Here is a 23,760-nt window from a genome sequence, read left to right on the forward strand (position 1 = left end):
CGTGAAGCGTCGTCAACTTTTGCTGGCCACCGCGGCCACCACCGCAACTGTCGCCCTGCCTCTGGCTGTGCGCGCCCAAGCTGCCTGGCCTGCCAAGAGCATGCGCATCGTCGTGCCGTTCACGCCGGGTGGAACCACCGATTTCGTCACGCGCCTGGTGGCCACCGAAGTCTCCAAGTCGCTCGGGCAGACGATCGTGGTGGAGAACAAGCCGGGTGCCGGCACCGTGATCGGTGTCGATCACGTGGCCAAGTCGGCTCCGGACGGCTACACCTTCGTGACGGTGGCCAACAGCTTCTGCGTGAACGCGACGCTGATCAAGAAGCTTCCCTACGACACGCGTAAAGATCTGCGTCCCGTGGCGCTGATGGGTTTGTCAGAGCATGTCCTGTCTACGCATCCTGAAAGCGGCATCAAGACGGTGGCCGACATCGCGGCGCAGGCCAAGGCAGGAAAGAAGCTCAGCTATGCTTCGTTCGGCAACGGCACTTCAGCGCATCTCGCGGGCGAGATGCTCAAGACGCAGCTTGGCATCGACATCGTGCACGTACCTTACAAAGGGCAGGCACCTGCGCTGGCTGATCTTCTGGGCGGTCAAGTGTCGATCATGTTCGGCAACTGGCCAGAATTCCGCAACCATGTGCAGTCCGGCAAGCTGGTGGCCGTGGGCATGGCCACCGCCAAACGTTCGATCTATGCGCCGGATATTCCCACTCTGACTGAGCAGAAGCTGGCAGTGGAATCCAACTCATGGAACGGCTTGCTGGCGCCTGCGGGTGTACCTGACGAAATCATTCAGCGCATGAACACGGCAGTGGCCGCAGCCATGAAGGCGCCAGCGCTGGTGGAAGCCTTCCAGAAGGGAGGCATCGCGGCCAAGACGGGAACATCCGCACAGTTCGCGGAATACATTGACAGCGAAATTGTGCGCTACGCCGAAGTGATCAGGAAAGCAGACATCACGGCCGGTTAAGCGATCAACCAAGCGACCAGCCAAGGGACTGCCTGGGTACATTACAACTGGAGACAGATCATGGGACAACTTGCCCTCGCCGCCAAGATTACGCACGTGCCCAGCATGTACCTGAGCGAGCTACCGGGCGAACGCCAGGGTACGCGTCAGGACGCCATCGATGGTCACAAGGAGATCGACCGTCGATGTCGCGCACTGGGCGTGGACACCCTGGTTGTGTTCGATACGCACTGGCTGGTGAATGCCAACTACCACCTCAACTGCGCGCCGCATTGGTCGGGCACTTACACCAGCAACGAGCTGCCGCATTTCATCAGCAACATGCCCTACGGCTTTCCGGGTAATCCCGAGCTGGGGCGCCTGCTGGCCAAGGTCTGCAACGAGCACGGTGTGGAAACGCTGTCGCATGATGCCACCACGCTGGCGCCCGAATATGGAACGCTGGTGCCCATGCGCTACATGAACGCAGACGAACACTTCAAAGTGGTCTCGGTCTCGGCGCTGTGTACCAGCCACTACCTTAACGACAGCGCCCGGCTTGGCTGGGCCATGCGAGAAGCGGTGGAAAAGCACTACGACGGGAAGGTGGCGTTCCTGGCCAGCGGATCCTTGTCGCACCGCTTCGCGCAGAACGGGTTGGCGCCGGAGTTCGCGTTCAAGATCTGGAGCCCGTTGCTCGAGAAGATGGACGCGGAGGTCGTCCGTATGTGGGAGGCCGCTGAATGGAGCGACTTCTGCGCCATGTTGCCGGAATACGCTTCCAAGGGGCACGGTGAAGGCTTCATGCACGACACGGCCATGTTGTTGGGTGCGTTGGGTTGGTCGGCCTATGATGGCAAGGCGGAGGTGGTCACGCCGTATTTCGGCGCATCTGGAACGGGGCAGATCAACGCCATATTTCCGGTCACGCCGCAAGACGGGCATGCCGTGCCCCCACCTGAGGCCTCGCGTGCCGGCAGCTACCGCGCCTTCCCCAGACTTTGATATTCACAGAATTTTCATGCCTCATCTTGTTGTTATTTATACCGGCAACCTGGACAAACTCACCGACATGAACACGCTTTGCCGCAGCCTGGCCGACGCCATGCTGACGGTGAAAGACGAAGCCGGTGCCCAGGTGTTTCCTACTGGCGGCACGAGGGTGCTGGCTTATCCCGCGCCGTATTACGCGGTGGCTGACGGCGGAGCGGCCGGCAAGGCCGCAGGGGGCGATGGCGACTATGCCTTCATGTACCTCAACCTGCGCATGGCGCGCGGACGCAGCCAGGCCACACAGCAGCGGGCGGGCGAGGCGGTTCTTGCGGCCGCGAAAGAGCGAATCGATCCGCTCATGAAGAACCACCACATTGGGCTGACCGTGAACGTCGACGAAGGCGCCGAGGTGTTCGACGCCAAGCACAGCACCATTCACCCGCTGTTCAAGAAGCCCTGACCCCTGACAATTACAAGCATGCTGAACGCCGAACAGATCAACCAGCTTGCCCGCGAGCTGAACGAGTCCGAGAAGACCCGTGTGCAGGTGGAGCATTTTTCCAAGCGCTTCCCGGGAATGACCATTGAAGACGGCTACCGCATCAGCCGTGCCTGGGTGGCGATGCAGTTGGCCGAGGGGCGGCAGGTGATTGGTCACAAGATCGGCCTGACCTCACGCGCCATGCAGATCAGCAGCCAGATCGATGAGCCGGACTACGGCACGCTGCTTGACAACATGCTCCTCACCGCATCGCCCGGCCAGGTGCTGGAGATTCCGACGAGTCGCTTCATTGCGCCGCGCGTGGAGGTGGAGCTGGCGTTCGTGTTGAAGTCGGCCTTGGAAGGCCCGAACATAGACGTGGAGCAGGTGCTGGCCGCTACCGAATATGTCACACCCGCGATCGAGATCATTGATTCACGCATCGAGCAGTTTGACCGCCACACCAAGGTGATGCGCAAGGTGTATGACACCATCAGCGACAACGCCGCCAACGCCGGCATTGTCGTGGGCGCCGGCCGCGCCGAGCCGCGCACCATTGATTTGCCATGGGTGGGGGCCATTTTGCGTCTCAATGGCGTGGTGGAGGAAACGGGGCTGGCCGCAGGCGTGCAGGGCCACCCGGCGGTGGGCATTGCCTGGCTGGCCAACAAGCTCGCCCCCTGGGGCGAATCGCTGCAGCCAGGCCAGATCGTGCTGGCTGGCTCGTTCACCCGTCCCGTGGCAGCACAGGTTGGTGATTTTTTCGAGGCCGACTACGGTCCTCTCGGCAAGATGTCATTCAAGTTTGTCTAAGACCATGGAAACACCTCTGAACCCGTTCAAGCAGGCTTTGCTGGAAAAGCGCCAGCAAATTGGCTATTGGCTCAACGTGCCCAACACCACCACGGCCGAAGTGTGCGCGAGCGCAGGCTTCGACTGGTTGCTGATTGATGGCGAGCACACCACGCACAGCCTTCAAACCATCCTGCATCAATTGCAGACCATTGCCGCTTATCCTGGTACGCACGCCGTGGCGCGTTTGCCTATGGGACACGGCCATGTGGGCGAGATGCTGATCAAGCAATACTTGGACATGGGGGTGCAGACCCTGCTGGTGCCCATGGTGGACACGCCCGAACAGGCGCAGGCCATCGTACGTGCCGCACGCTACCCAGGTCCCGACGGGCTGGGAGGTATTCGGGGAATGGCCGGCGGGCGCGCGGCGCGCTGGGGCAGATACCCGCGCTACGTGCATGACGCCAATGACCGCCTGTGCATTCTTGTGCAGGCCGAAACCCGAACCGCGATCGAGAACCTGGAGGCTATTGCCGAGGTGGATGGCGTGGACGGCATATTCATCGGCCCGGCGGATCTGTCGGCTTCCATGGGGCACCGCGGCAACCCGGGGCATCCCGAGATGCAGGCGCTCATGGAAGATGCGACGCGCCGCATCGTGCGAGCTGGCAAGGCTGCCGGCAACCTGACGCCCGACGAGGCCACGGCACGCCGCTACCTGGAGTGGGGTGCCACGTTCGTGGCGGTCGGACTCGACACAGTGACTCTGGCGCGTGAGACCAGTCGCCTGGTGTCGGCCTTCGCATCCAACAAGCCAGCACCTTAGGGTACATGATGAACGAACAGGAATGGTCGGCCCGCCTGCAGCTTGCTGCCTGCTATCGCGTCTTCGCCATGCTCGGCTGGACGGAGATGATCTACAACCACATCACGCTGCGTCTGCCTGATAGCGCCAATGGCGAGAAGCAGTTTCTGATCAACCCGTTCGGCCTTCATTACACCGAGGTCACCGCCAGCAATCTGGTGAAAATCAACCTGGCGGGGGAAGTGCTGGACGGTTCTGCGCACCCCATCAACCCCGCGGGTTACACGCTCCACAGCACCATTCACGGCGGCATCGAAGAGGCCCACTGTGTCATGCACACGCATACCACTGCCGGCGTGGCGGTGGCATGCATGAAGGAGGGGCTGCAGCAGACCAACTTCTACAGCGCGCAGTTGCATGGCATGTTGGCCTACCATGACTTTGAGGGCATTACCATTCATGCAGAAGAGGGGCCACGCGTGCTTGCGAGCATCGGCAACCGGCCCGCAGTGATCCTGCGCAACCACGGCCTGCTGGCCTGGGGGCAGACCTTGCCGCAGACCTTCGCCATCTTGTGGACCTTGCAGCGAGCCTGCGAAATTCAGATGGCGGCCTTCAGCATGGGCGGGGCGCAGGCGGTGATTCCGGTGCCTGAAGACGTCGCCGCCAAGTGCACAAGGGATTCACTTCAGTTCGATCCCAGGCACGGTGCAGGGCAGGACGTGTGGGATTCACTGGTCCGGCAACTCGACCGCCTCGACGAAAGTTACAAGAGATGATGTAGGAGCCTGTGAGCATGCCGTGAACCGAATGGCACTCACTGAAGGCCATGGTAAGACGGGTCTTCCTTGTAGGAGCGGCTTTAGCCGCGATGGGCCTCGGCGCGGTAATTGGCGATGTTTGTGGCGCAAGCGATTCGCGGCTAAAGCCGCTCCTACAACTGAAGGAGTCATTGAATTTTGTTTGCCTAAATTGCCATTCGCTCCAGGCAGATGCGACGACTGGCAGTGAAATGACATTGAATTGATTGGTAGCAAGGGATCGAAGGCATGACTTTCAAGAAGATCGCGGTTTATGGCGCGGGAGCTATCGGCGGCTGGCTGGGCGTTGGTTTGGCGCAAAGGGGGCAGAACTCAGCGTGGTGGCGCGGGGCTCCACGCTGGAGGCTTTGCGTCAGAACGGATTGCGACTGCGCCATAAAGATGCCGATGGCGTGGACCATGAAGCCGTTTGCTCCGTGCGCGCCAGTGCCGAACCGGCTGAACTGGGCGAGCAGGATCTGGTGATCGTGGCCGTCAAGGCGCCAGGCATGGCCGATGTGGCCAGTCGGATTGCTCCGCTGCTCGGTCCGAAAACGGTGGTGCTCACGGCCATGAACGGGGTGCCCTGGTGGTTTCTGCAAGGCTTCGGCGGATCGGTCGAGGGACATGTGCTGCAATCGGTCGATCCGGGCGGCGCCATCGCACAGGCCATTGCACCGTCGCACGTGGTCGGCTGCGTGGTGCATGCGAGTTGCTCGGTGGATGCCCCGGGTGTGATTCGTCACCATTTTGGCGCCGGGCTGATCATCGGTGAGCCGGCTGGCGGAGAAAGCGAGCGCGTGCTGGCGCTGGCGACACTGCTGAAAGGTGCAGGCTTTGAAGCCACCGTGTCCACGCAGATCCAGAAAGACGTCTGGTACAAGCTCTGGGGCAACATGACGGTGAATCCCGTCAGTGCCATCACCGGAGCCACCGCCGACCGCATTATGGACGACGACCTTGTTCGCAGTTTCATTAGCACCGTCATGCTGGAAGCTCGGGAGATCGGCGAGCGCATTGGCATCCCGATCGCGCAGCAGCCTGAAGACCGCCACGTGGTTACGCGCAAGCTGGGGGCTTTTACGCCCTCCATGCTGCAAGACGTGCGGGCAGGCAAGGCGGTCGAGATCGACGCACTGGTCTCGGCTGTGCGCGAATTGGGGCAACTCACAAAGGTGCCGACGCCTTTCACTGACGCCTTGCTGGGGCTGGCTCGCCTGCATGCCCGCGTGCACGGGCTGTATCCGGATTGATCTGCACTTCGTCTGAATGAACGCCTCTGTTCGCGCGCTCAGTAGCGCTGCCTTCGCCACCTTGCTGCTCATTGCCCTGCTGATGGCAGGCAATCACGTGGCAGCCAGGCTGGCATTCGATCATGGGGTGGACGTCGTCACCGCCGTGACATTTCGCAGTTTCTTCACGGCGCTCGTCGTCGGGCTGCTGTTGGTGATGCAGCGCGTGCCGGCCTCGTTTTCGCCGCGCCAACGCAAGGCGCTGCCTCTCATTGGTTTACTGATCAGCGTACAGAGCCTGTTTTTGTACTCTGCCGTGGCCCGCTTGCCAGTGGCGCTGGCGCTGCTGGCCTTCAACAGCTACCCTTTGTGGACGGCATTCTGGGCCCTGGTGCTGTATCGGCATCGGCCCGAACGCGCGCTGTTGCTGGCGATGCCTGTGATCTTGATCGGGCTGGTGCTCGCGCTGGATGTATTTGGTGCCGCTTCCGGACTGGGAGCCGCAGGACAATGGGCGGAAATCGGGGCCGGTGTGGCATTTGCTCTGGCGGCCGCGGCGACCTTTGGGCTTGCGCTGGTTCTCACCCAGCATGAGGTGGGAGGGCTTGATGGACGGCTTCGTACCTTTGTGACCATGGCCATGGTGTTTGTGTTGGCCCTGGGCGGGGTGCTCTGGCAGGGCGGTCCGTCATGGCCCGCGGCGTCTGCGGGCTGGTGGGGCCTGGTACTGCTGACGCTGCTCTACGGCAGTGGCATTACCATTCTTTTTACGGTGTTGCCGCGCCTGGGCGTAGTCGGCAACTCCGCCATCATGAACGTCGAGCCGGTGTTTTCGCTGATATTGGCCTGGGTGATCCTGGGGCAGGCGATTGCGCCGGTGCAGATTCTGGGTGCACTGGTCGTCGTGGGCGCGGTCATGTGGCTGGGTATGCGCAGACGCTGAGTTCACATCGTCGCGGTTGGGCTGTACGATTCAGGTTATGACCACATTGCCCACCCCTGATACTGCCCCCGACACTGACGACGCGCTCGATCATGACGAGGCGGCCCTTGCCACGCTGGAGGCGCTCGACGACGTGCTGGACGAATTGAGCGACCACCACGAAACCATTCCCATGTGGGAATACCTCGAAGGCGCCATGACCGCTTTGTTGTGCACTCGCCGCAAAGTGCCGGAAGCCGAGTGGCTGCAGCGGCTGTTGGGACTGGATCTCGAAGATCTGAATGCTGCCACCGGCTTTGCGAGCGAGGCGCAGCGCACGCGCTTTCTGATGAACTGGCTCGCGCGGGAGGCGCAGATCCGCAACGCGCTAGAGGCTCCTGTGCAATCGCTGGACGAGCCGGAAGCGCTTAACCCAGCGGTCATTGATTTGCGCGGCCTTCCTCCATCTGAGCGGTCCGAGAAAGACGCCTCAGAGACTGATGAGGCCGAAGAAGCCGACACCTTGCCGGCCTTTGGCAACGCCTGGGCGGAAGGCTTCATGGCCGTGGTCGAGCTGTGGGAAGAGGAGTGGGCGCCGCCGCGGGACAAAGAAATTGCAGCCAATATGGCCGACTCTCTGGAGTGCATCGAAGCGCTGTGCGAGGACGACCTGGCCACTCCTACCCTGAATCTTTACGACGAGAGCGGGGCGCCCAGCGTGAGCGAGGAGCGCATGGAGCAGTTTGGCGAGGCCTTGTGGGCGGTGTATGACCTCTATGCCATTGCAAAAAGCCTGGGCCCAAGGGTTGATCCGGTGCGCAACGATGCCAAGGTGGGCAGAAATGACCCGTGCCCTTGTGGCAGTGGGAAAAAATACAAGAAATGTTGCGGTGCCTGAATCTGTGTCACGCCTGGTTCGAGACATTGAACACGCTCCTGGAGCCGGCAGACCATGAGGGGTGGCCTCGTCCGATCACGAGGCACTGCAGGAGGTTGAATTGGTTTTGAATCTTGTCTGGCTCGGATTTTTTCTGAGCGCGTTCGTTGCTGCAGTGATCCAGCTCTTGCAGGGTGACCTCACTGTGCTGCCCAAGCTGCTAACGGCGATGTTTGATTCGGCCAAGACGGGGTTCGAGATTTCTCTCGGCCTCGTAGGCGTCATGGCGCTCTGGCTAGGGTTCATGAAGATCGGAGAGCGCGCCGGCATGATTGATGCTTTCGCGCGCGGTGTGAATCCGGTTTTCCGGCACCTGTTCCCCGGCGTGCCCTCCGGTCATCCGGCGCAGGGCGCCATGACCATGAACATGAGCGCCAACCTGCTGGGCCTGGACAACGCCGCCACGCCGCTGGGTTTGAAGGCAATGCAGGAGCTGCAGTCTCTCAATCCCAAGCCGGATACCGCCACCAACGCCCAGATCATGTTCCTGGTGCTCAACACCGCCGGGCTGACCCTGATTCCGACTTCGGTCATTGCGATTCGGCAGACGATGGCGGTGAAACAGGGGCTGGTGGGCTTCAACGCGGCAGATATATTTTTGCCCACCCTGCTGGCGACCGCACTTTCATTGCTCTCCGCGCTGATCGCCGTGGCGGTCGTCCAGCGCCTGCCTTTGTGGCGCGCTGGCCTGCTCTTGCCCCTGGCGGCTTTCACGGTTCCGGTCGTGGCGCTGGTGGTCTGGTTAGGTCAATTTCCGCCGGACCAGGCGTCGCAATGGATGGGCGTGATCGGCGCAGGTTTCATTTTGGCGGTGGTGGCTCTCTTTCTGCTGGGCGGTGCAATCCGGCGCGTGAATGTGTACGAAGCCTTTGTAGACGGCGCGAAGGAAGGCTTCGGCGTGGCGGTGCAGATCATTCCGTACCTGGTGGCCATGCTGGTGGCGATTGCGGTGTTTCGGGCCTCAGGCCTGATGGAGATGCTGATGGGCGCCATTGCCACCGGCGTATCCGCGCTCGGCTTACCGACAGATTTTCTGCCCGCTCTGCCAGTGGGCCTCATGAAAATTCTTTCCGGTTCCGGCGCGCGCGGCGTCATGGTCGATGTGATGCAGACCTACGGGGTCGATTCGTTTGCCGGCAAACTGGCCGCCATCATCCAGGGTTCCACCGAAACCACCTTCTATGTACTGGCGGTGTACTTTGGCAGCGTCGGAGTCAAGAACACGCGGCACGCCTTGCCGTGCGCGCTGTTTGCCGACCTCGCAGGCATGGTGGCCGCAATAGGCGTGGCCTACGCGTTCTTCAAGTGAGGGGCAGAGCCTGCCAATAAGTCACGGCCTCCACGCCAGGTCACCGGACTGACTTGGTAGGTTGGGCTGACGCAGGAAGCCCAACATCGCCCCTTAATCCGGGATCCCGGACATGACTCTTGACAGGCTTTGCTAGCGTCAGCCAGTTGTGAAATCTATCATTGACCGGCCTTTAACGACCATTGCAGACTGTGGCTCATGGTCATGCCGCCGCCTACATCGCAGGTGATGTCGCGCGAACCTGAAAGGGTGGCTATGTCAGTGTAGGCGGGCATGGCATCTCCGCCAACGCTAGCCTGCTCGGGGCAGACGTTGGTCAGTGTTCCTGGGGCCACCGATCCGGTCGCAGCCAACGCAAACCAGTAGCGGCTTGCGAAACGCCCGTCGTCGCGCGCCGGGTCAAACACGATCATCGTAGAGCCTTCCAGCAAAGGAACAACTTCCGTGATGGAGTTCATGCCTGGAATGCTCGTGGTGAGCGTCACTGATCCTTGGGCAGCATACTTCACCAGATCACCAGGCAAGACTTCAATCGGAGTAAAGCGAACATTGCTGACCTCAAAGCGGTGTTGGAGACCGGAAGACCATGATGCAGTTCCTGAGACGGTGCCCGTGTACGCTGCGGTGTCGTCATTCACGGTAATGTTCGAAGTCACGAGGACCTTACCCTTCGAGCCCTGTACCTCCGCTGAGACCGCGACCGGATTCGATGCTGGCTTTTGTGCTGGTGCCGTGTAGGTCGCGACGGCGCCGTTCCCTGAGACGGTGCCCACCGTGCCGTTGCCGCCGGGTGTGCCATTGACAGACCAGTTCACGGCCCAGTTCAATGGCGCCGGGGCATTCTCGTCGTCGCAGTTGTATCCAATTGGCGTGAGGTCGTCGCCGCTTTCTGGTGGGGCAAAGCAGTAGGTTAGCTTCAGCGTAACGGAGCCCCCCGTCTTGATCGTCGCGCTGGGGGGACGCAACTGAAAGCCCTTGACGAGCGACCAATCGCTGAAATGCGTGGTCGTGGCGGTCACGGTACGTGCGGTGAGATCCGGTGTGCCGTCAAGCCACCGCCAAGTGCCGTCCGACTTCTGTGTCGCGACCCCCAGAGCGGCTGCGCTGCTGCCCGCCAAGTCACCGTCAGCATAGGTAAAGCTGAGCTGCACTGGCTTGGCGAACGTGATGCCTTCAGGCTGCAATCGGTACCCCGTTCCGACACGGCCCGGTGCGCCGTTGCCAATAGGCTGAATGCTGAGCGTTGTGGGTGTATTCAACGCTCCCTCGGGCACAGTCAGTTTGAGCTTGCCGTCGGCGCTGGTCAGAGTTCCCCTGCACTGCTCAGACTGGTAGTGCTCGCGGTGCCTTGAGTCGCGCCAATCGGAGTGACAAGGGGCGGCGGCCCGCTCGGTGCGGGCGCTGGGCCGGGCGCAGGCGCGGGCGCGGGCGCGGGGGCCGGGCTTGGTGTGGGCGAGCTTGGCGAATCGTCACCCCCACCGCAGGCCGCCAGCGCGAGCAGCAGCGGAAGTACGTACGTCATTCGGCGCGTCGACATTTTTTTCATGATGACCTCGCATTTGAAGTTGGTGGTGAGTTATGCATCCTTAACGCCTGCGTCTGGTCCCGGTCAGGCCGATCAGGGAGCACAGCAGAATCAGCCCCCATTGACCCAGGGTGGGGATGGCCGTGGTGCCAGATCGGTTGGGTGCCGCAGGCACGACAAGTGGATACTCATAGGCGCCGATGTCGATGGCGCTGCCAACGATGCGCGCGGCTCCGCCTAAATCCTGATTGAAGGCTGGCGGAAGGGCGCTGCTGAGGCCCCGGTTAACGGCGTCCGAGGATGCCGTCAGTTGGTAGTTGCCCGCAGCGGCATTGACGAAGGTGGGGTTGCCCGTGCGACGGTAGGGTTCGGTGGGCATTGCTTCCTCGGGCTCGCCATTGCCGTAGAGCAGGTTGTGGGACTCAACGAAGCCTGGCGCCAGGTCAAGCTGGTAGTTCATGCCGTAGCGCGCATTGAAGGCGGCAATGTTGTTGCGCATGGTGCCGCGTATCTGCGCGCCGAGGTCTGTCCGTGCGCCGACCCACATGCCTGTGGCGTTGTTCGCCACGGTGTTGTTGACCAGGTGGGCTGTCACGTTACCGGGGCCGTCGGCATATACGACGAGGGCGCCGGAGGCTCCCACGTTGCCTGCTTGACCGTACACGAGGTTGTTGTAGATTCCGGCTTGCATCTCGCCGCCCATGGCGCGGACCAAAATGCCGTTGTTGAAGTTGCTGCCGTGCACCTGGTTGTGATTCACGGTCAGATTCATCCGGCCGTCGGACTGGTAGACCGTAATGCCGCCGCACTGGTTCAGGTTGTTGACCGTCACCTCGTTGCCGCGCAGCACGATCTCCGATGTTCCCTCGCTGGGTTTGTACTGCGCGACTGAAATGCCGTCCGAGCAACTGTCACCCCCCGTCACGCCGAGACGGTTTCCCTCGACGGTGGCCATCAGGCTGCCGTAGGTTCCGTCGTTGATGGAGGTGCGTAGCTCAATGGCCGTATTGCTTGCCGTGGCAAATGTGTTGCCCAGGATCTGCATTTTCAGGTTTCCGCCTCCAGGCCCCAGAACGCCGATCAAGCGACCGTCAAACGTCAGTGATTGCAGCGTCACATCGACGGTTTGTGTTTCTGCGAAGACAATCACCAAGCCAAGCGAAGGTGTCCTTCCGGACGCCGGCAGAAGAGCAATCGACTTTTTGATATCCAGGGTCTCAGCGTTGCTGCCGTCGAAGTGCAGTTCAATGGTATCTCCGGGTGCCGCTGCGTCGATGCATGCCTGGAGCGTGGTGTCACACGGCGCCGCACTCGGGTAGTTCCGTGTCGCAGCCAGCGCTGGCGCCGCTGTCATGCTGGCTAAGAGCGCCAGCGCCACGAGGGAAAGGGAGGGTGCATAGGGACTCCTCAAGCAAGCATGGTCGTTTATCAGAGACCTTGAACAGGTTCTCAGATCGGAAGATACGTCGCGGCGATGGCCGCCACCAGTGCCGAAAGTCACGTTCTACCGTGTCAGGGCTTCCAGGAGTGACGGAAGGGCCACCGGCTTGAACAGCACGGCAAAGCCGCTGTCGTGAATACGCTGCAGTGGCTCGGGGGCAGTTTCGCCCGTAATGATCAGAGTCTTAAGTTGACCATCGGGTGGAGCGTGTTCTTTTTGCAGGGCCAGTGCGAGGGATAGTCCGTCGGCGCCCTCTTCCAGCCGCAGATCGCAGATCAGGGCGTCGATCGGAAGGCCTCCGGCGCGCGCCGCAGCAAATTCGGGTGCGGCCTTGTCAGCACGGGTCACGCGGGTCAGCAGGACTCCGTGAGCATTCATCGCAGCTTGCATGGCGTCCGCGATATCGTCTTCGTCGTCGATCAGCATCACATGGCGCGGTAATGCCTGCCACTGAGGTAGTGGCTGGAGTTCGGGTGAGGCTGTCGCGAGCGTGTGCCTGACGCTCTTCCCAGAGTCGACGTCTGGTGCCCGAGCAAACGGCACAGTCACCCGAAAGCGCGTACCTTTGCCAGGTCGCGAGGTCAGTTCTACCTTGTATCCGAGCAACCGAGCCAAGCGCTGCACGATTGACAAGCCCATACCCAGTCCGCGCGCTCGGTCGCGTCCGGGGTTGTTGATCTGGTAGAACTCGCGGAATACGGCGTTCTGGTGCGCAGATGCAATACCGATGCCAGTGTCGTAGACCTCCACCCAGACCTGGTCGGTGCGTGCGCGTGCCACCACCAGCACTCCGCCATGATGGGTGTACTTGAGCGCGTTCTCCACCAGATTTCCCAATAGCCGTTGCAGCAACTCCGGGTCTGTGCGCACCCACAGCGGAGTCGCTCTCAGATGCAGTTGCAAGCCCCGCTGCTCCGCGTCTGGTATGAATGTCTGGCTGAGCGATCTGAAGATTTCATTCAGCGGGACATTCGAGATGGTCGGAGCTACAGCGCTTGCGTCGAGACGTGAAATGTCCAGCATACTTCCCAGCGACCCGCTCAGTGCGTCGGCCGCATGCATCAGACGTTGGGCATTGGGGTGCTGCGGATGGCCTTTCAATTCCTTCTCAAGCACAGCCCCGAACAGGGTGATGGCATGCATGGGTTGACGGAGGTCATGGCTGGCGGCAGCCAGAAAGCGCGTCTTGTCTTCATTGGCCTGCTTCGCAATCTTCACCTGCTCAGCCAGTTGCTCGGCAAGGTCCTCCTTTTCGACGCGGGTTGTCAATGTGCGCGTCATGAGTTGCTGTTGCAGGCGACCAAAATGCAGCACGATCCCGAGATTGATCGCCATGCAAGCTGCCATAAACAGGAACACAGGCTCACCCTGCCAAAGCAGGGCGCTCAACAATCCGATGTTCATCGGCAGCACCCATCCCAGCACCACCGACCATAGCTGGGTGCCGTAGACTGCTGCGCTACTGGCGACGCAGACCAGGATGACCAGCAGGCCGTAGGGTATTGGGTCACTGGCGTGGGGCAAGAGCCAGCCGGCGAGCCCCCACAGCGTGCTATCCAGACTGGTCGACAGTGTGAAAAGGCGAGACCAGTGCTGAGGGCGCTGGGCTCTTTCCTGATCGGCCATGTATCGCAGCGAAACCCATTGGCCCGCCAGGTGCACGGGTAAGCGCAAGGCAACCCACAGGAGTACCAGCACGGAGCCACCCTGCCAATAGAAAAAAATGCCACGAGCGCGTTGACGGTGGTCTCCAGCCAGCGCGCATCCCGGTCCGTCTGTGCCTGTGCGTCAACCTTTTCGGCCAGTACACGATATGGGGCGGTGGGCTCCAAGGAGGAATGCCTCCTAGCGCAATCGACTGATGAGTTGGGCGCGCGAGCGCACTCCGAACATCAGAAGTAGCGATGAAACGTGATTCTTGACGGTGCCTTCGGAAAGATGTGATCGTTCGGCAATTTCCCGGTTGGATTGACCTGCCAACACCCAGTCCAGCATTTCTGACTGACGCTGCGTCAGTCGCACTCGTTCGCCGTCCTGGGTATGCACCGTGCGCACTAATCGCTGCGGATCTTGCGCACCGTGCGCATCAGAAGCGAGCCCTGAGTCAGTGGGTACGTTGGTTGCCACGCCGAGTAGCCCCTGCGCGTTCAGATACGAAATGACATCCGCCAGCTGACCAGCCTTTGGCAGGTAAGCGCGGGCTCCTGCGGCCAGAGCCTGTTGCTTCAGGGAGGGGTCGTTATCGCCAGAAAGCACCGCAACAGGCGCAGCGGGGAACCGCGTCAGGAACTGACGCAGAGCCGAGAGTCCGTGAGCATCCGGCAGGTGTAGATCCAGCAGTATCAGCGCGATACTCTCGCGGTGAAGCGCATACAGTGTCAGCGCTTCAGCCACCGTGCCAGCCTCCATGGTGACTGGCTTTCCCTTGTCGGCCGCCTGGGAGGCGATCAGGGTGCTCAGGCCGAGACGCACAAGCTCATGGTCGTCCACGATCAGGAGGAGTGGGCGACCGCGGTCTGAAGCTTCTGCGAAAGGCGTCATTCGCACATGGTAGAACTTATGAGCCTTCAGGTGAAGTGACGAAGGTCATGCGGTTTGGCTTGCGTATTTTTTGCCCGCCTGATGAAAGAGGGCCTTCAGCCCTTGGCGTCGTCGCGCAACTGCAACGCGTGCTGGTACAAGTTGTTTCGGGGCTGGCCGGTGATTTCGGCGGCCAGTTTGACGGCAGTTTTCAAGGGCAGCTCCGCCAACAAAAGGCGCAGCACCCGGTCATCCGTGTCTGCTCCGGTTTCTTGATCGGCTGGGTGTAGCACCAGCGCAAACTCACCGCGCTGGCGCTGGGGATCGGCCGCAAGCCACGCAGGCAGCTGATTGCAGGGCAGAGTGGCTATTTGTTCGAACTGCTTTGTCAGTTCACGTGCCACTGTCACGGGCCTCACGCCTAGCGCACTCAGGGCTTCTGCCAGCGCGGTGATGCGGTGCGGTGCCTCCAGTAGCACGACCGCTCGGGATTCCTTGGCTAAGGACTGAACGGCTGCGCCGCGCTCCCCGGACTTGTTGGGCAGGAAGCCCGTGAAAACGAAACCCCCATCGCCTGTCACGCCCGCCGCGCTCAAGGCACAGGTCACGCTGCTGGCGCCGGGCAGGGGTATGGTGCGCAGCCCTTGCGCACGGACAGCCGCCACGAGGCGAGCACCAGGGTCGCTCACGGCAGGTGTGCCGGCATCGCTCACATAAGCTACCCGCTGGCCTGCCTGGAGCCGGGTGATCACTGCCTGAGCGGCTTCGGCTTCATTGTGCTCATGCAGCGCCATCAGCTCGTTACCCGCCCGATCGATGCCCACGGCGCGCAGCAGTTGCTGGGTGTGGCGCGTGTCTTCGCAAGCGATGGCGTCCACGGTCGCCAGCACGTGGAGTGCCCTCAGTGTGACGTCGGCCAGGTTGCCGATGGGCGTGGCGACGACGTACAGGGCGCCGGCTGGATAATGCTGCGCCCCGGCGGCCGCGCGTGCCGTCTCCAGCGCATGCTGGAACGATGACTTGCCGATGGGCATGGATTCAGGGGCTGGCACGGACATGTTTTTAGTACTGAGAAGTGGAGACGGCACGGATGGCGTTGTGGACATTGAAGCGGCCCGGTGAGGCCAATACCCGTGAGCGCGGCGAATCAGCCGAAGATGCAGCCTTGGCGCACTTGGAGGGAGCCGGGCTTCGTCTTATAGATCGCAATTATCGGACGCCCGGACGTGGCGGGGGCGAGATTGATCTTGTGATGCGTGGTGAAGGCGGTACGCTGGTTTTTGTGGAGGTGCGGGCGAGGGCACACGCCGGACACGGAGGCGCGGCGGCCAGCGTGAGCCATACCAAACAAAGACGCATTATTTTTGCGGCGCAGCATTACTTGCGGCGGTTTCGGGCGCCTCCGCCTTGCCGGTTTGATGTGGTGGCTATTGAAGGGGGAAAGATCGAGTGGTTCAGGGGGGCGTTTGATGCGGGGTGATGAGCGATGTTTCAAATTCTGCTACCAAATTTGCACTGCCCGGATCAACCGGCGTTATGATAGGGTTCGATGCCAGCTCAACGCATTCAACAACAATTCATTGATAGCGCCGATCTCCAGTATCAATGGGCCGAGACGCTGTCTGCTCCTATTGCCGAGGCCATTCAGGCCATGCTGGTCTGCGTGACCAGCGGCGGCAAAGTTCTCATATGTGGCAATGGCGCCTCTGGCGCGCTCGCTCAGTATCTGGCCGCCTTGCTGGTAGGCGGTATGGAGCGCCCGCGGCCCGAGTTGCCGGCCATGGCACTGGGAACCGACGCCGCTACGCTAACTGCCGTGGCGCGGCGTGGTGAATTTGCCGACGTCTTTGCGGCACAGGTTCGGGCGCTGGGTAACGCCGGCGATGTGCTGGTTGTCCTTTCTTCCAATGGCCGCGCCAGTAACCTCGTGCGCGCTGCTCAGGCGGCGCATGAGCGCGAGATGAGCGTGATCGCGCTTACCGGTGCCGCCGGGGGCGATCTGGGAATGATGCTGCGAGACACAGACGTGCACGTGTGTGTACCGCACGAGCGCGCACCCAGGGTTCACGAGGCGCATCAGCTGGTGCTGCACTGCCTATGCGACGGCCTGGATCTTCAACTTCTGGGCGAACAGGAGAGCAACGGATGATTTCGCTGAAAAGGGTGGCGGGTGCGTGCCTGGTGGCAGCGCTGGCTGGCGCCGGTTTGTCGGCATGTGTGCCGCTGGCTATCGTGGGCGGTGCGGCAGGGGCTGGCACGCTAATGCTGGCAGCCGAGCGGCGCAGCAGCGAAACCCAGGTTGCCGACCGTACCATTGAAGAGGAAGGCCGGCAAAGCGTGGTCAATGCGTTGGCCGGGCGTGGGCATGTCAACATTACCAGCTATTACCGCAAGGCGTTGCTCACTGGCGAAGTGCCTACGGAGCAGGACCGTCAACTGGTTCAGTCCATCGTTGCACGTACGCCCGGTGTGCAGGGGGTGGTCAACGAGTTGGCCGTCATGCCCAACTCAGGACCCGGTCAACGCTCCAACGACACGTATCTCAGTGGCTTGGTGAAGGCCCGCCTGATTGATGCCAACGGCGCCCCCGCCAATTCAGTGCGGGTGGTGACAGAGCGAGGCACCACCTACCTGATGGGCCGCCTGACCGCGCACGAGGCGGAAATTGTGACCCAGGTGGCTCGGCAAACGAACGGTGTGCAGCGGGTCGTGCGGGTGATCGATTTAATCGCGGAGCCGGGGGGCACTGCGCCCGTCGCCGCGTCCGCGACCACTGCGGAACCCGTGGTGCCAGTCACCACCGGTCAGCCGGCCCCAGGTGTGGTGACCAGCCCGGTCACGCAACCCGTCATTCAGCAGGCGCCGCAGCCGATCCAGGTGCAGACGCTGCCTCCGATCAAATAAGCTGACGCTGCTTTTCTCAGTGCATCGTTTGAACAGGCTCATGAGAAACAAAACTTTGAAAGTCCCAAACAGCGTCCAATATTCCTGCTTTTGTAGGAGCGGATTCAGCCGCGAAGGGTCACCGTCATCAAGGGCGTCTTGTGCTCCGAAGGAAACCAATCGCGGCTGAAGCCGCTCCTACAAGCAAACCCTCTTTGTTTCTTTCCGGAACGCCGGACGCCGAAAGGTGCCTGGGAAGCTCTTAGGGTAGCGGAGGCTGCTGAAACCAGTGCATTCGCCTTTGGAGGGTTCTTTGATATCAGAAGGCCGCGGAGCAGGTCAATCAAAGGCACCCGCGGAGCTGGCTCTGCCAGGCCGCTGGGTGCGTCCCCCCGGGGGGATGGCGCGTAAGCGCCTCAGGGGGGCTTATTTCAAGCGCGTGATCAGGCTGGAGGTGTCCCAGCGGCCACCGCCCATCTGCTGTACGTCTGCATAGAACTGATCCACCAGCGCCGTCACGGGGAGGCGGGCACCGTTTCGATTGGCTTCGTTGAGCACAAGGCCGAGATCTTTGCGCATCCAGTCCACCGCGAAGCCGAAGTCGAATTTGCCTTGCACCATGGTGGGGCCGCGATTGTCCAGCTGCCAGCTTTGCGCTGCCCCCTTGCCGATGACTTGCAGGACTTGTTCCATGTCCAGGCCCGCTCGCTGCCCAAAGGCGACGGCTTCGGAGAGCCCTTGCACCAGGCCGGCGATGCAGATCTGGTTGACCATCTTGGTGAGCTGGCCGGCGCCGCTGGGGCCCATGAGCGTCACAGCGCGCGAAAAGGCCATGGCCACGGGTTTGATCTGGTCGAACACCGCTGCTTCACCGCCGCACATGACGGTGAGCTGGCCGTTCTGTGCGCCTGCCTGTCCGCCCGAGACAGGGGCGTCGATGAAATGCAGGTTCTGGGCTCGCGCGGCCGCTTCGAGCTCGCGTGCCACGGTGGCGGAGGCCGTCGTGTGGTCCACAAAGACCGCACCGGGTTTCATGCCGGCAAAGGCCCCGTTCTCACCCAGCACTACCGAGCGCAAATCGTCATCGTTGCCTACGCAGCAGAAGACGATGTCTGCGCCTTCGGCGGCCCGCGCGGGTGTGTTTGCATGCTTCACCCGGCCGGTGCCCGCCAGTTGCTCGCAGAACGCCTGTGATTTTGCGGGGGTGCGGTTGTATACGGTGACGCCGTGCCCGGCCAGCGCCAGGTGCCCAGCCATTGGGTAGCCCATCACGCCGAGGCCCAGGAAGGCAACTTGGCGTGGGGAGGTGGTGTCGTAGGTCTTTGGGTTGATCTGCATGTTCATAAGCTCGTTGTGCGTTTCCAGAAGGGCATCGCGAGCTTTGGGACCATCGCGGCTAAAGCCGCTCCTACAAAAATCCCACGATGATCCTCAATTTTTCTTAAGTAAGTGCCATTCTCTCTGAGGCGCGTTTCATCAGACGATCTGCAGGTGCTCGGTGCCCGCCGCCAGGTCCTGCGATTTGGCACGCTTGCTGGTCAGCTTGATCTGCAGGCGCAGGTCATTGGCGGAATCAGCATTGCGCAAAGCATCTTCGTAGGTGATGAGATTGTTTTCGAAGGCGTCGAAAAGACCCTGGTCGAACGTCTGCATGCCGAGTTCGCGGCTCTTCTTCATGATTTCCTTGATCTCGGTGACTTCTCCCTTGAAGATCAGATCGGAAATCAATGGCGAGTTGAGCATGACCTCAAACACCGCCGTGCGCCCCTTGCCATCCTGGCGGCCAATCAGGCGTTGCGAAACCAGTCCGCGCAGATTGAGTGAGAGATCCATCAGGAGCTGCGAGCGCCGCTCTTCCGGGAAGAAGTTGATCATGCGGTCAAGCGCCTGGTTGGCGGAGTTGGCATGCAGCGTGGCCAGGCATAAGTGCCCGGTTTCGGCAAAAGCCACGGCATGTTCCATGGTTTCGCGGTCGCGGATTTCTCCCATCAGGATGACATCTGGCGCCTGCCGCAAGGAGTTTTTCAGGGCCGTTTCCCAGTCGTCGGTGTCCAAACCCACTTCGCGCTGCGTCACGATGCAGTTCTTGTGAGGGTGCACAAACTCCACGGGGTCTTCCACCGTGACAATGTGGCCCTGCGAGTTCATGTTGCGCCAGTCCACCATGGCCGCCAGCGTGGTCGATTTGCCCGAACTGGTGGCCCCGACCAGAATGGCCAAGCCTCGCTTGGACATGGCAACGTCCTTCAGAATCTGCGGCATGCCCAGTTTGTCGATGGTCGGCAGTTCCGAAGGGATCACACGCATGACCAAGCCGATTTTTCCCATCTGCACGAAGGCATTGCAGCGAAAACGTCCAATGCCCGAAGGTGCAACGGCAAAATTGCATTCCTTGGTTTTTTCGAACTCGGCCGCTTGCTTGTCGCTCATGACCGCGCGCACCAAGGCCAGGGTATGAGAAGGCGTCAGTGGCTGCGCGGAAAGCTTGGTGACCTTGCCGTCGACCTTGATCGCAGGCGGGAAATCCGCGGTGATGAACAAATCGCTGCCCTTGCGGGCGAGCATCAACTTGAGCAAATCGTTGATGAACTGACTGGCCTGATCGCGTTCCATGGTTTCTCCTCGAAGGGGCGGCGCTTACCCCGGAAAATTCTCGGGGGTCTTGGCCTTGCCGCGCGCCTCTGCGACGGTAATGATATTGCGCTTGACCAGATCCGAGAGGTTTTGGTCGAGCGTCTGCATGCCCAGGTTGCCGCCGGTCTGGATGACTGAGTACATCTGAGCGACCTTCGCTTCCCGGATCAGGTTGCGAATGGCGCTGGTGCCCAGCATGATCTCGTGGGCGGCCACGCGGCCTTGGCCGTCCTTGGTGCGGCACAGCGTCTGCGAGATGACCGCCTGCAGCGATTCGGAGAGCATGGTGCGCATCATTTCCTTTTCCGCGGCAGGAAACACGTCAACAATACGGTCGATCGTCTTGGCGGCCGATGAGGTGTGCAGCGTGCCGAACACCAGGTGGCCAGTTTCAGCGGCGGTCATGGCCAGCCGGATGGTTTCAAGATCGCGCAATTCACCCACCAGAATGGCGTCGGGGTCTTCACGCAGGGCTGATCTCAGTGCTGAGGCAAAGCTCTTGGTCATTGCGCCCACTTCGCGCTGGTTGATCAGGCACTTTTTTGACTCATGTACGAATTCGATGGGATCCTCCACCGTGAGAACGTGGCCATAGCTGTGTTCGTTCAGGTGGTTGACCATGGCCGCCAGCGTGGTCGATTTGCCGGAGCCGGTAGGGCCGGTCACCAGCACCAGGCCGCGGGGCTTCAGGGACAACTCGCCGAATATCTTTGGGGTTGCCAGTTGCTCCAGTGTCAGGATCTTGCTGGGGATGGTGCGCATCACGGCGGCTGCCCCGCGTGCCTGGTTGAAGGCGTTCACACGAAAACGGGCCAGGCCTTCGATCTCAAAGGAAAAGTCGATTTCCAGGAATTCTTCGTAGATCTTGCGCTGAGTATCGTTCATGATGTCGTAGATCATGGCGAACACCTGCTTGTGATCGAGCGGCTCCACGTTGAGCCGTCGAACGTCTCCGTGGACGCGGATCATGGGCGGGAGGCCGGCGGACAGGTGCAGGTCGGAGGCTTTGTTCTTGACGCTGAAGGCAAGCAGTTGCGTGATGTCCACGAGAATCCTCAACGGGTATGGTTTCAGTTTGATACGCTGTGGAGATTATGACTACGATTGCAGACAAGCTCCAGCAAGTCCATGAACGGATTGCTCAGGCGAGCGCGCGCGCAGGGCGGAACGTGGCTGATATTGCCTTGCTGGCGGTATCCAAGACGTGCTCCCCCGACGCTGTGCGGCAAGCCCATGCGGCCGGACAATGTGCTTTTGGTGAAAATTATGTACAAGAAGGGGTCGAAAAGATCGCCGCGCTCAGAGATTTAGCGCTTCAATGGCATTGCATTGGACCCATTCAGAGCAACAAGACGCGTCTGGTTGCCGAGAATTTTGACTGGGTGCACACGATTGACCGATTGAAAATTGCCGAAAGATTGTCTGCACAGCGTCCTCCAGACAAGGCGCCCCTCAATGTATGCATTCAGGTCAATGTGGATGGCGGGACGGCAAAATCCGGCGTGGCGCCGGCCGACGCGCTCGCTTTGGCCCGCGAGGTGGCGCAGTTGCCGCGGGTGCGCTTGCGCGGGGTCATGAGCATCCCCGAGCCTGCATCTGATTTCGAAAGCGCCCTCTCTGTGCACCAGAAGGTGCGCGGAGTGTTCGATGAGATTCGCCATGCCGGTTTGCCGCTGGATACCTTGTCGATCGGCATGAGCGCCGATCTTGAGGCCGCTATTGCCGCAGGCAGCACCATGGTGCGTGTGGGGACGGCCATTTTTGGCGCTAGAAACAAGACATAAGTACGTCATGCCGCCCAAACAGCCACGCACTGTCAGCCTCATTGGCGCGCCTACTGATATCGGCGCTGGCGTCCTCGGCGCTCGCATGGGGCCTGAGGCGCTGCGTGTGGCTGGTTTGGCCGAGGCGCTGTGGCGCCAAGGTTGGAAAGTGGTCGATACTGGCAATCTCTCGGGCCCGCCCAATCCTCGCTTGCCGCCGAAGGACGGGTTTCGGCATCTGCAGGAGGTCGTTGCCTGGAACGAGGCGGTGCATGAGGCGGCACATCGCGAGCTGAAGCTAGGCAGAGTGCCCGTTTTGATGGGTGGAGACCATTGTCTTGCGGTGGGCTCCATCAGCGCCGTTGCGCGGCATTGTCGGGCCCTAGGCCGCAAGCTACGAGTGCTCTGGTTCGATGCGCACGCCGATTTCAACACCGCCGCACTGACTCCCAGCGGCAATATGCACGGCATGCCGGTCGCCTGCCTGACTGGTCAGGGTCCGCAAGGGTTGGTCAGCCTCGGCGGCTTCAGTCCGGAGCTGCCCGCTCTGCAGCCCAGGGAGCTGCGCCAGATCGGCATCCGGAGCGTGGACGAGGGGGAAAAGCGCCTTGTGCACGACGCCGGCATTGAAGTGTTCGACATGCGCTTTATCGACGAAATGGGCATGCGCCACGCCATGGAACTGGCACTGGCCGGGATGGCCCCGCATACGCATGTGCACGTGAGCCTGGATGTGGATTTTCTCGATCCAGACATTGCCCCTGGTGTCGGCACCACCGTGCGAGGCGGTCCCACCTATCGCGAGGCGCAACTTTGCATGGAGATGGTGGCCGATACGGGCGCGCTGGGCTCGCTCGATATTGTGGAGATCAACCCCGCGCTCGATGTACGCAACCAGACGGCCGAGCTGGCGGTCGATCTGGTGGAGAGCCTTTTCGGCAAAAGCACCCTGATGCGGCATCGTGGCTGATTCGTGGGCGATGCGCGGCGGATGCCCCGAGTTGGGGCTATGCCATTCCCTGGATCAGCTCTGTGATGCCGGTCCAGAGAATCTGAACCCCGATGCACAGCAGGATGAAAGCTGACAGACGCAGGAAAACCACCAGCCCGACCTCGCCCAACGGGCGCAGCAAGCGGCCTGCGTAGCGGAAGGTCACGGCCACCAGAAAGCCCGTGACCAGGATGGCAGTCAGTCCCCCGGTAAAGTTGGCCAACGTGGTGGACCATTGCTGGCTGTACATGCTGGCACCGACAGTGATCGACGCAGAAATGGCTCCCGGACCGCAGGTCAAGGGAAAAGCCATGGGGTAGAACGCCTGGATGCGCACGCTTTCGTTGGTCAGGGATTGCGCCATTTCGGCCTTGTGGTCGTTCGCGATCTGGGGCGCGTGCAGCATGTTCCAGGCAGCGTGAGCCACGATAAGGCCACCGGCTACCCGCACGATGGGAAGCGAAACACCAAAAAATTCGAGCACGTAGGTGCCGGTCAGCATGGCGCCTGTGAGTACGAGGGCCACGTTGAGCCCCACCCGCTTGGCAAGCATGGCGCGAGTGGCGCGGTCGTGTGTTTGAGTCAGGTTGACGAACACCGGCGCCGAAGCGGGCGGGTTCACAATGGGCAAAATGGCGGCTAGCGCGAAAAGAAAGCTTTTGCCAAATGCCAGGGCGAGTAACGAAATATCCATACCACTAATGTATTCAGTTTCAGGGCTGTATTTGATGGCCGACTTGATGCCGCGGTGGGGATTTTCGATGCCTTAAGGATGGT

Annotated in this window: 23 protein-coding genes and 1 pseudogene; 15 read left to right on the top strand and 9 right to left on the bottom strand. The window is 61.2% G+C overall.

What is annotated here, in order from left to right; all coding sequences use genetic code 11:
- Position 1: 1 nt before the first annotated feature.
- From AAAK34_RS04675 to AAAK34_RS04720, 10 genes and pseudogenes are all read left to right on the top strand, one after another.
- Positions 2 to 973 carry a tripartite tricarboxylate transporter substrate binding protein gene (locus tag AAAK34_RS04675; RefSeq protein ID WP_231695246.1) on the top strand — a complete coding sequence of 324 codons (972 nt, stop codon included), beginning with the start codon at positions 2 to 4 and terminating at the stop codon, positions 971 to 973.
- Positions 974 to 1,033: 60 nt separating this feature from the next.
- On the top strand, positions 1,034 to 1,957 hold the full coding sequence (gene hpaD / locus AAAK34_RS04680; RefSeq protein ID WP_231695245.1) for a 3,4-dihydroxyphenylacetate 2,3-dioxygenase: 924 nt from the start codon (positions 1,034 to 1,036) through the stop codon (positions 1,955 to 1,957).
- 16 nt (positions 1,958 to 1,973) lie between these two features.
- Positions 1,974 to 2,405, top strand: a complete 432-nt coding sequence (locus AAAK34_RS04685; protein ID WP_231695244.1) for a 5-carboxymethyl-2-hydroxymuconate Delta-isomerase — start codon at positions 1,974 to 1,976, stop codon at positions 2,403 to 2,405.
- Positions 2,406 to 2,423: 18 nt separating this feature from the next.
- Positions 2,424 to 3,239: a 2-oxo-hept-4-ene-1,7-dioate hydratase gene (gene hpaH / locus AAAK34_RS04690; RefSeq protein WP_231695243.1), complete on the top strand. Its 816-nt coding sequence runs from the start codon at positions 2,424 to 2,426 to the stop codon at positions 3,237 to 3,239.
- Between the two features lie 4 nt (positions 3,240 to 3,243).
- Entirely contained in the window at positions 3,244 to 4,047 is an 804-nt protein-coding gene (locus AAAK34_RS04695; RefSeq protein ID WP_231695242.1) for an HpcH/HpaI aldolase family protein, read from the top strand.
- 5 nt (positions 4,048 to 4,052) lie between these two features.
- Positions 4,053 to 4,805 (top strand): class II aldolase/adducin family protein, encoded by a 753-nt coding sequence (locus AAAK34_RS04700; RefSeq protein WP_231695241.1) that lies wholly within the window; start codon positions 4,053 to 4,055, stop codon positions 4,803 to 4,805.
- A 270-nt stretch (positions 4,806 to 5,075) separates the two neighbouring features.
- Positions 5,076 to 6,079 (top strand): annotated as a pseudogene (locus AAAK34_RS04705) (2-dehydropantoate 2-reductase).
- A 16-nt stretch (positions 6,080 to 6,095) separates the two neighbouring features.
- Complete coding sequence (locus AAAK34_RS04710; protein ID WP_231695239.1) at positions 6,096 to 7,001, top strand: DMT family transporter; 906 nt, start codon at positions 6,096 to 6,098, stop codon at positions 6,999 to 7,001.
- Positions 7,002 to 7,038: 37 nt separating this feature from the next.
- Positions 7,039 to 7,878, top strand: a complete 840-nt coding sequence (locus tag AAAK34_RS04715; protein ID WP_231695238.1) for a UPF0149 family protein — start codon at positions 7,039 to 7,041, stop codon at positions 7,876 to 7,878.
- A gap of 100 nt (positions 7,879 to 7,978) precedes the next feature.
- Positions 7,979 to 9,226, top strand: a complete 1,248-nt coding sequence (locus AAAK34_RS04720) for a spore maturation protein (RefSeq protein WP_231695237.1) — start codon at positions 7,979 to 7,981, stop codon at positions 9,224 to 9,226.
- 158 nt (positions 9,227 to 9,384) lie between these two features.
- Here AAAK34_RS04720 and AAAK34_RS04725 read toward each other — a convergent pair whose 3' ends face one another.
- From AAAK34_RS04725 to rsmI, 5 genes are all read right to left on the bottom strand, one after another.
- Complete coding sequence (locus AAAK34_RS04725) at positions 9,385 to 10,485, bottom strand: hypothetical protein (protein ID WP_431777800.1); 1,101 nt, start codon at positions 10,483 to 10,485, stop codon at positions 9,385 to 9,387.
- A 327-nt stretch (positions 10,486 to 10,812) separates the two neighbouring features.
- The gene (locus tag AAAK34_RS04730; RefSeq protein ID WP_431777801.1) at positions 10,813 to 12,105 is read right to left on the bottom strand and encodes an IPTL-CTERM sorting domain-containing protein; all 1,293 of its coding nucleotides are present in this window, start codon (positions 12,103 to 12,105) and stop codon (positions 10,813 to 10,815) included.
- 150 nt (positions 12,106 to 12,255) lie between these two features.
- Positions 12,256 to 13,890, bottom strand: coding sequence for an ATP-binding protein (locus AAAK34_RS04735; protein WP_431777802.1), 1,635 nt, complete (start codon positions 13,888 to 13,890; stop codon positions 12,256 to 12,258).
- A 147-nt stretch (positions 13,891 to 14,037) separates the two neighbouring features.
- Positions 14,038 to 14,733 carry a response regulator transcription factor gene (locus AAAK34_RS04740; RefSeq protein ID WP_231695233.1) on the bottom strand — a complete coding sequence of 232 codons (696 nt, stop codon included), beginning with the start codon at positions 14,731 to 14,733 and terminating at the stop codon, positions 14,038 to 14,040.
- Between the two features lie 95 nt (positions 14,734 to 14,828).
- Positions 14,829 to 15,770, bottom strand: coding sequence for a 16S rRNA (cytidine(1402)-2'-O)-methyltransferase (gene rsmI, locus AAAK34_RS04745; protein WP_231695232.1), 942 nt, complete (start codon positions 15,768 to 15,770; stop codon positions 14,829 to 14,831).
- Positions 15,771 to 15,802: 32 nt separating this feature from the next.
- Here rsmI and AAAK34_RS04750 point away from each other — a divergent pair, with 32 nt between their 5' ends.
- The 3 genes from AAAK34_RS04750 to AAAK34_RS04760 all read left to right on the top strand — a co-directional run bounded on the left by AAAK34_RS04750 (position 15,803) and on the right by AAAK34_RS04760 (position 17,616).
- Entirely contained in the window at positions 15,803 to 16,192 is a 390-nt protein-coding gene (locus AAAK34_RS04750) for a YraN family protein (protein ID WP_231695231.1), read from the top strand.
- Between the two features lie 69 nt (positions 16,193 to 16,261).
- Positions 16,262 to 16,861 carry an SIS domain-containing protein gene (locus AAAK34_RS04755; protein ID WP_231695230.1) on the top strand — a complete coding sequence of 200 codons (600 nt, stop codon included), beginning with the start codon at positions 16,262 to 16,264 and terminating at the stop codon, positions 16,859 to 16,861.
- Positions 16,858 to 17,616, top strand: a complete 759-nt coding sequence (locus AAAK34_RS04760; protein ID WP_231695229.1) for a BON domain-containing protein — start codon at positions 16,858 to 16,860, stop codon at positions 17,614 to 17,616. Before AAAK34_RS04755 ends, AAAK34_RS04760 begins: the two co-directional genes overlap by 4 nt.
- Positions 17,617 to 18,021: 405 nt before the next feature.
- On the opposite strand, the gene AAAK34_RS04765 is transcribed toward AAAK34_RS04760, so the two are convergent.
- From AAAK34_RS04765 to AAAK34_RS04775, 3 genes are all read right to left on the bottom strand, one after another.
- Positions 18,022 to 18,939, bottom strand: coding sequence for an NAD(P)-dependent oxidoreductase (locus AAAK34_RS04765; protein ID WP_231695228.1), 918 nt, complete (start codon positions 18,937 to 18,939; stop codon positions 18,022 to 18,024).
- A 132-nt stretch (positions 18,940 to 19,071) separates the two neighbouring features.
- Positions 19,072 to 20,208: a PilT/PilU family type 4a pilus ATPase gene (locus AAAK34_RS04770; RefSeq protein ID WP_231695227.1), complete on the bottom strand. Its 1,137-nt coding sequence runs from the start codon at positions 20,206 to 20,208 to the stop codon at positions 19,072 to 19,074.
- Between the two features lie 24 nt (positions 20,209 to 20,232).
- Positions 20,233 to 21,276, bottom strand: coding sequence for a type IV pilus twitching motility protein PilT (locus tag AAAK34_RS04775; RefSeq protein WP_231695226.1), 1,044 nt, complete (start codon positions 21,274 to 21,276; stop codon positions 20,233 to 20,235).
- A gap of 47 nt (positions 21,277 to 21,323) precedes the next feature.
- Here AAAK34_RS04775 and AAAK34_RS04780 point away from each other — a divergent pair, with 47 nt between their 5' ends.
- Positions 21,324 to 22,013, top strand: coding sequence for a YggS family pyridoxal phosphate-dependent enzyme (locus AAAK34_RS04780; RefSeq protein WP_231695225.1), 690 nt, complete (start codon positions 21,324 to 21,326; stop codon positions 22,011 to 22,013).
- A gap of 7 nt (positions 22,014 to 22,020) precedes the next feature.
- Positions 22,021 to 22,962: an arginase gene (gene rocF, locus AAAK34_RS04785; RefSeq protein ID WP_231695224.1), complete on the top strand. Its 942-nt coding sequence runs from the start codon at positions 22,021 to 22,023 to the stop codon at positions 22,960 to 22,962.
- A 37-nt stretch (positions 22,963 to 22,999) separates the two neighbouring features.
- Here rocF and AAAK34_RS04790 read toward each other — a convergent pair whose 3' ends face one another.
- Entirely contained in the window at positions 23,000 to 23,677 is a 678-nt protein-coding gene (locus AAAK34_RS04790; protein WP_231695223.1) for a MarC family protein, read from the bottom strand.
- Between the last annotated feature and the right edge of the window lie 83 nt (positions 23,678 to 23,760).

This window comes from Ottowia caeni, from assembly GCF_050821495.1.
Classification (GTDB): Bacteria; Pseudomonadota; Gammaproteobacteria; order Burkholderiales; family Burkholderiaceae_C; genus Ottowia; species Ottowia caeni.

Coding starts and splice junctions, on each gene's coding strand:
- AAAK34_RS04755 (WP_231695230.1), top strand. CDS start 16,262: ATGCCAGCTCAACGCATTCAACAACAATTCATTGATAGCGCCGATCTC.
- AAAK34_RS04685 (WP_231695244.1), top strand. CDS start 1,974: ATGCCTCATCTTGTTGTTATTTATACCGGCAACCTGGACAAACTCACC.
- rsmI (WP_231695232.1), bottom strand. CDS start 15,770: ATGTCCGTGCCAGCCCCTGAATCCATGCCCATCGGCAAGTCATCGTTC.
- AAAK34_RS04715 (WP_231695238.1), top strand. CDS start 7,039: ATGACCACATTGCCCACCCCTGATACTGCCCCCGACACTGACGACGCG.
- AAAK34_RS04760 (WP_231695229.1), top strand. CDS start 16,858: ATGATTTCGCTGAAAAGGGTGGCGGGTGCGTGCCTGGTGGCAGCGCTG.
- hpaD (WP_231695245.1), top strand. CDS start 1,034: ATGGGACAACTTGCCCTCGCCGCCAAGATTACGCACGTGCCCAGCATG.
- AAAK34_RS04730 (WP_431777801.1), bottom strand. CDS start 12,105: ATGACAGCGGCGCCAGCGCTGGCTGCGACACGGAACTACCCGAGTGCG.
- AAAK34_RS04780 (WP_231695225.1), top strand. CDS start 21,324: ATGACTACGATTGCAGACAAGCTCCAGCAAGTCCATGAACGGATTGCT.
- hpaH (WP_231695243.1), top strand. CDS start 2,424: ATGCTGAACGCCGAACAGATCAACCAGCTTGCCCGCGAGCTGAACGAG.
- AAAK34_RS04790 (WP_231695223.1), bottom strand. CDS start 23,677: ATGGATATTTCGTTACTCGCCCTGGCATTTGGCAAAAGCTTTCTTTTC.
- AAAK34_RS04695 (WP_231695242.1), top strand. CDS start 3,244: ATGGAAACACCTCTGAACCCGTTCAAGCAGGCTTTGCTGGAAAAGCGC.
- rocF (WP_231695224.1), top strand. CDS start 22,021: ATGCCGCCCAAACAGCCACGCACTGTCAGCCTCATTGGCGCGCCTACT.
- AAAK34_RS04740 (WP_231695233.1), bottom strand. CDS start 14,733: ATGACGCCTTTCGCAGAAGCTTCAGACCGCGGTCGCCCACTCCTCCTG.
- AAAK34_RS04750 (WP_231695231.1), top strand. CDS start 15,803: ATGGCGTTGTGGACATTGAAGCGGCCCGGTGAGGCCAATACCCGTGAG.
- AAAK34_RS04710 (WP_231695239.1), top strand. CDS start 6,096: ATGAACGCCTCTGTTCGCGCGCTCAGTAGCGCTGCCTTCGCCACCTTG.
- AAAK34_RS04765 (WP_231695228.1), bottom strand. CDS start 18,939: ATGAACATGCAGATCAACCCAAAGACCTACGACACCACCTCCCCACGC.
- AAAK34_RS04700 (WP_231695241.1), top strand. CDS start 4,053: ATGATGAACGAACAGGAATGGTCGGCCCGCCTGCAGCTTGCTGCCTGC.
- AAAK34_RS04770 (WP_231695227.1), bottom strand. CDS start 20,208: ATGGAACGCGATCAGGCCAGTCAGTTCATCAACGATTTGCTCAAGTTG.